Source organism: uncultured Agathobaculum sp. (assembly GCF_963927765.1).
GTDB lineage: Bacteria > Bacillota > Clostridia > Oscillospirales > Butyricicoccaceae > Agathobaculum.
Genome location: NZ_CAWVCU010000055.1, coordinates 1 through 6,416 on the forward strand (window position 1 = coordinate 1; position 6,416 = coordinate 6,416).

5 protein-coding genes and 1 tRNA gene are annotated in these 6,416 nt (G+C 51.8%); all 6 read right to left on the minus strand.

The genetic code is table 11. From position 1 onward, the window contains the following. Positions 1-84: transfer RNA gene (locus ABGT74_RS04705), tRNA-Leu, on the minus strand. A gap of 58 nt (positions 85-142) precedes the next feature. Next, positions 143-1,513, minus strand: a complete 1,371-nt coding sequence (locus ABGT74_RS04710) for a sodium-dependent transporter (protein ID WP_346704675.1) — start codon at positions 1,511-1,513, stop codon at positions 143-145. Positions 1,514-1,525: 12 nt separating this feature from the next. Beyond that, positions 1,526-2,047 (minus strand): tRNA adenosine(34) deaminase TadA, encoded by a 522-nt coding sequence (tadA, locus tag ABGT74_RS04715; RefSeq protein ID WP_346704676.1) that lies wholly within the window; start codon positions 2,045-2,047, stop codon positions 1,526-1,528. An 88-nt stretch (positions 2,048-2,135) separates the two neighbouring features. Next, positions 2,136-3,200: a rod shape-determining protein MreB gene (gene mreB, locus ABGT74_RS04720; protein WP_297275712.1), complete on the minus strand. Its 1,065-nt coding sequence runs from the start codon at positions 3,198-3,200 to the stop codon at positions 2,136-2,138. A 198-nt stretch (positions 3,201-3,398) separates the two neighbouring features. Continuing rightward, a complete protein-coding gene (gene spoIVA / locus ABGT74_RS04725) occupies positions 3,399-4,874 on the minus strand; it encodes a stage IV sporulation protein A (protein WP_346704677.1) in 1,476 nt (491 codons plus the stop codon). Positions 4,875-4,888: 14 nt separating this feature from the next. Next, complete coding sequence (locus tag ABGT74_RS04730; RefSeq protein ID WP_346704678.1) at positions 4,889-6,364, minus strand: DUF3794 domain-containing protein; 1,476 nt, start codon at positions 6,362-6,364, stop codon at positions 4,889-4,891. Positions 6,365-6,416: the final 52 nt, after the last annotated feature.

Below are 6,416 nucleotides of genomic sequence, written 5' to 3' on the forward strand. Positions count from 1 at the left end.
TGCCGGTGACCGGACTCGAACCGGTACGCTGTCGCCAGCGGTGGATTTTGAGTCCACTACGTCTACCAATTCCATCACACCGGCAGATGCGGGATGCAACGCTTAATATTATATCGCATTGCATCCCAAATTTCAAGACATATTAAGCAAAAAATTTATCTTTTATGCCAAGCACAAAAATGACGAGTACGATCAGCGGCAAAATATAGCTGACATAGAACCGGATGCCGTCCCGCACCTTCAAACCGCCGCCTTCATTGGCCTCTTCCTTGAAGTTCTTCCATCCCCAGCCATACCGAGTGGTGCAGAACAACAGGTAAACCAGCGAACCAAGCGGCAGCCAGATATTCGACACCAAGAAGTCCTCCAAATCCAGAACGGCAGAACCTTCGCCAAACGGCTGGAAGCCAGACCAAACATTGTATCCCAGCACACACGGCAGGGAAAGCAAAATGATCAAGACCGTGTTAAACAATGCCACTTTTTTGCGGCTCCATCCGGTCAAGTCCATGCAGCAGGACATGATGTTCTCAAATACCGCCAGAACGGTTGAAAACGCTGCAAACGCCATGAATACAAAGAACAGGCTGCCCCACAGACGACCAAGCGCCATATGATTGAAAATATTCGGCAGCGTGACAAAAATCAGGTTCGGACCGCTGTCCGGAGAAACGCCAAACGCAAAGCATGCTGGGAAAATGATAAGGCCGGCAGTGAATGCAACAAAGGTATCCAGAATGGCAACATTGACCGCTTCGCCCATCAGCGCACGGCTTTTGCCGACGTAACTACCAAAGATGGCCATCGCGCCAATACCCAGCGACAACGTGAAGAACGACTGGTTCATCGCGCCAACGATCACATTGATCGGGCCAGATTCCATCATGCGGTTCAAATCCGGAATTAAGTAGAATTTCAGGCCTTCTTCGGCGCCTTCGGTCGTGACGCTGTTGATGGCCAAAATCACCATAATTGCCAGCAGCGCAATCATCATCACCTTTGTGACGCGCTCCAGACCGCCCTGTAAACCGAAAGAGTTGATCGCAAAACCAACTACGACAACAACAACCATCCAACCGATCATCACAAGCGGCTGGCTCAGCATTTCCGGGAATGCAGCGCCCACTTCTTCGGTCGTTGCGCCAACGAACTTGCCGCTTGCGGTCAGATAGAAATAGTGCAGCATCCATCCGCATACCGTGGTGTAAAACATCATCAGCAGATAGTTGCCGATCATAGCAAGATAACCATGGATATGCCATTTGGTACCCGGCTTTTCGAGCACCCGATACGCGCGCACCGGGCTTTTCTGGCTGGCACGGCCAACCGCAAATTCCATCGTCATGATCGGAAGGCCCAGAATGATCAAAAACAGCACATAAAAGACAACGAACGCGCCGCCGCCGTACTGTCCCACCATCCATGGGAACTTCCAGACGTTGCCCACGCCGATCGCACAGCCTGCGGAAAGCAGGATGAAGCCAAGGCGCGAGCCAAGCTTTTCTCTTTGCATTGTTTTAACCCCTTATTTCTCTTGGATTCTATGGTCAAACGCCTCCACGGCGTCTGATTTCTGTTGCATGCGGAGCATTTTTCTTTTTTCACGCAATGTCCGGAAAAAGGATTTCAAAACCTCCGCACATTGTTCCCCCAATACCCCTGATACCATGGCAGGCTGATGATTATAGGGCAATTCAAATAAATTGATGAGCGATCCGCACGAGCCGGCTTTTGGATCGGTCGCGCCATAATACACGGTTTTGATTCTGGCATTGATGATCGCCCCTGCACACATCGGGCAAGGCTCCAGCGTCACATAGAGGTCACACCGATGCAGTCGCCAGCCCCCTAGCTTTTTGCATGCTTTGTTAATTGCCTCAATTTCCGCATGATGCAGCGCGTTCTTCTTCGTTTCCCGACGATTCCGCCCACGTCCAACGATTTTGCCGTCACAAACCACAACAGCCCCGACAGGGACTTCCCCTTCTTCTGCGGCTTTATGCGCCAGCCGAAGCGCGGCCTTCATATATTTTTCCTGCTCGGTCATAGATACCCCTGATACATTATCAACCTCTATCTTGCATCAAAAACACCCGTCTGAGCGGCGGGTGTTCCAGGCGCATACAGTTCTCGGATTATTGCATCATCTGACGCTGACGAGACAGATTCATCGTGCCATCCTGCATACCGGAAAGGTTTTCCAAGCAGTTACCTGTTCCATATGCTACGCAAGAAATCGCCTCGTCTGCAACGTGGGTCGGAATACCGGTTTTGGATGCCACTAGCTTATCAAAGCCCCAAATCAGCGAGCCGCCTCCGGTCATCACGATACCATTGGTAGAAATATCGCCCGTCAGCTCCGGCGGGGTGCGTTCGATGACCCAATGGATGGCCTCAATAATTGCCGTGGACACTTCTTCCAGCGCATCCAGAATCTCGGTCGAGTTGACCGTAAAGGTACGCGGCAGACCAGTCATCAGGCAACGGCCCTTGACCTCCATGGACACTTCTTCTGTGCGCGGATAGACGCAGCCAATCGTTTTCTTGATCTGCTCGGCCGTGCGCTCACCAATCAGGGCATTATGCTTGCGGCGCACATATTTGACAATTGCCTCATCAAACTTATCGCCTGCAATTTTGATAGAAGTGGATTCTACAATACCGCCCAGCGAAATAACCGCAACGTCAGTCGTGCCGCCGCCGATATCCACCACCATATTGCCGTTCGGCTTTGCGATATCAATACCGGCACCGATTGCCGCTGCGACCGGTTCCTCAATCAGAAACACACGTTTAGCGCCCGCCTGCGTACCAGCATCAATGACCGCACGCTCTTCTACTTCCGTAATGATCGACGGGACGCAAATCACCACGTTCGGCTTAAACAGCCGGAAGCCCTGTACCTTGCGGATAAATTCTTTAATCATCCGCTCGGTCATCTCATAGTCAGAAATGACGCCTTCGCGCAGCGGACGGATGGCAATAATATTGCCCGGTGTACGGCCCAGCATCTTCTGCGCCTCTGCACCAACGGACAAAATCTTACCCGAAACCTTGTCCACCGCCACAACAGAGGGTTCATTGAGCACAACGCCCTTGCCCTTGACATAAACCAGCACGGTCGCCGTACCCAAGTCGATACCGATATCGCTTGAAAAAAGCGAAAACTTCTTCGCTATTGTCTCCAAAAAAGAAGCCATAATCAACATTCATCCTTTTGCTCTGTTACCACCAAATTACAGTAATCTTATTATACCCTAACTATATCACCATTTTCAAGACAATTTAGAAATTTGTTGTGAAACAGGCCACTGATATCCAAATTTCATGTGTTCTCGACATTTGGCAAACCAAGATATGACAAAAAGCGGGCATCCAATGGATACCCGCCCGAACGCTCACAGGATGATGCAGATCAAACCGCCAGCACTTTCGTTGATGATTTTTTCCAGTGTTTCCCTGATTTTCCCTCGGGCATCATCCGGCATGCGGCTTAATTTATGCGACAATTCTTCCCGCACCAGTTCATTGAGCGACTTTCCGAAAATATTGGTGTCCCAGATTTTCTCCGGCTGTTCCTCAAATTCGCTGAGCAGATAATGCACCAGCTCTTCCGATTGTTTTTCCGTTCCGACAATGGGATTGACTTCCGCTTTGATGTTGGCGCGCATTAAATGAATTGACGGCGCTGACGCACGCAGCCGTACGCCATACCGGCCTCCCTGCCGGACGATTTCCGGTGCTTCCAGCGTTAACTCATCCACCGAGGGCATCACAACGCCATATCCCGTCTGATACACCTGATCCAATGCGCCGCGCAGCCGCTCATATTTCCGTTTGATCTCCGCAAAATCACTCAGAACGGAAATCAGATCCGCAGCATCTTGAATGTGAATCTTGGTTTGCTGTCCGACGATCTCATAAAAGACCTGTTCCGGAATTTCGATACTGATGCTGGCTTTGCCGCTGCCCAGCGCCATCTGATCGACGTGAATCCGTCCAACATATTCGTTTTCACCAATTCGGTCACAAATATGTCGGATATCGCGCATTTTCTCGCCGCCCTGCGTAGCGGAGCGAACGGATTGATAAATGCTTTGACGAACCGGGTGCTGCGGCGGCAGCGCACCAATATACCGCGGCAGAGTGAACGCAATTTCGCACACCGGGAACTCATATAAAACGCGCTGCATAATATCCGCAATATCATTTTCATCCAGTTCCATGCAGTTGACCGCCAACGGCTCCACTTGATACTGGCTTTGCAGCATGTCGCAAACCGCTTTCGCGTGTTCCCCCTCCGGTTCCGCTGAATTGACCAGCACAAGGAACGGCTTGCCAAGCGCACGCAGTTCTTCAATCACGCGCTGTTCCGCCGGCACATAGTTTTCCCGTGGGATCTCACTAAAGCTGCCGTCAGTCGTCACGACAAGTCCGATGGTTGAATGCTCTCCAATCACTTTGTTGGTGCCCGTTTCCGCAGCCTCCGCAAGCGTCATCGGTTCTTCACGCCACGGAGTGGAGACCATGCGCGGCATGTCATCCTCCATGCCGCCGAGCGCGCCATCGACCAAATAACCGACACAATCCACCAGTCGAATCCGGCACACACCGCCATCCGGCAAGGCAATTTCTGCCGCTTCCTCCGGTACAAATTTCGGTTCTGCGGTCATGATGGTGCGTCCCGCTCCGGATTGCGGCAATTCATCTCGCGCCCGTTCCCTTTTATACACATTGTCCATGCCGGGCAGCACCATGGTTTCCATGAAGCGTTTAATCAGCGTAGATTTACCCGTGCGCACCGGGCCGACTACACCGATATAAATGTCGCCGCCGGTGCGTGCGCTGATTTGATTGTAAATTTGATGGTCCAAAATTTCCCCGCCTTTCATACCTGCATTGGTATCAGCAATACCATGTGGGAAACACCGGTGGCATCCGCCGGCAAGTCATTCACACGTCGGATTTCTTCCATGGTCGTTCCGCAATCCTTTGCAATCTCCCAGAGCTGCTGTTCCTCTTGAATATAACGCAGTAATAGCGTTGCATCCGCCGTTTTCTTCTGCGTCTCTCCTTCTTCAAGTGATGTAATGTGCCGGAATGCGACCCGTTCTTCTGCGGTAGCCATGCCTGCTGCCGTTACATTACACATAACCCCGGTTTCTCCGGCCGCAGATGCCCGCACAGCCAGCGAAATATCGGATAATTCCCCCGCCACAAGGCACGGCATGGTCAGCGGCACCAGCCGGGACACCGCATATAATTGCTGTTCATCGCTTAAGTAAAGCACCTGTATTGCGGCAGTGATCTGCAAATCTCCCTTCGCGCTGTGCTTCGCGCTACAGCAGATTGCTTCCGCCGAAACGATATGCGCTGCATGCTGCGCGGTTTGTAGGGTTTCCGAGGCTTCCGCGGTAAAGGAAACGCTGGGCGGCATGGAATGCAGCGTCGTTTTTTCTTCGCTCATTTGCAGCGTCTGTCCCGGCAAATAAAGGTCCTTGATCCGGCAAAGTGTCCTCGTGCGTCGAACTGTGATCAATGCAGTGACAGATACCGTATAAGAAAGCAGGCCGTCCGGTTCGATGCGGCTGTCAATTTCACGCACAGCCAGCTGCGCGCAAACAACATCCTGTTCTTCCACTTCAGGCATTTCTAAAATTTGCGTAAATGGCGTTGTATTGGACAACACCCGAACCGCGTCATCCTCCTGTATGGCGAGGCACTGAATTTCAGCCTCCCCTTTCAGTACGATTTTTCCTCGCATCGCCCGGCATTCTGACGACCGTAATGTGCAATTGGCATGCAGAATCGACAATCCTTCCGCATCCTGCATGGAAACATCATCCAGCACGGTAATCGGATACGCACGCACCTGTTCGGTCAGCGTGACCGTTTGCATCTCACTGAGTAGCTCTACGTGCTTTTCCTGGGTTCCTTCCGTGATTTCACACTGGGTTTGGCAGTATCCCTCAATAAAAAAGCAGAGCTGCACTTTGACATTCAGCTTGCGGCTGTTGACCGCCACCACATCCACTGCCGCAACCTGACACCGTACCATGCAGACGGTTTCTGCGTCAATCCCATCGCATTCTTCAATATGCGCAAAGCTGACCGGAACCGACAAACGGCGAAGTCCTTCCCCCTTTTCCGGTTCATACAATACAACGACTTGTACCATGCCGGATGCAAGCAGTCGGCCGCTCTGCGGCGTTTGATCGCGTACCGCCGCGGTGCCATATGCGCAGACAATCCTTCCGATATCCGGAAAGGTATCCGACACAATGGAATCCGCTGTTTCACTACAGGTCGATATTCGCGCGAGCCGCTTATCATAGTAATGGATGCTTGTTTGATTTAGTTCCATTCGTACTGTCTCCTCCTTTTCACTGCGCTCCTATCTAACAATATGTCCCCCT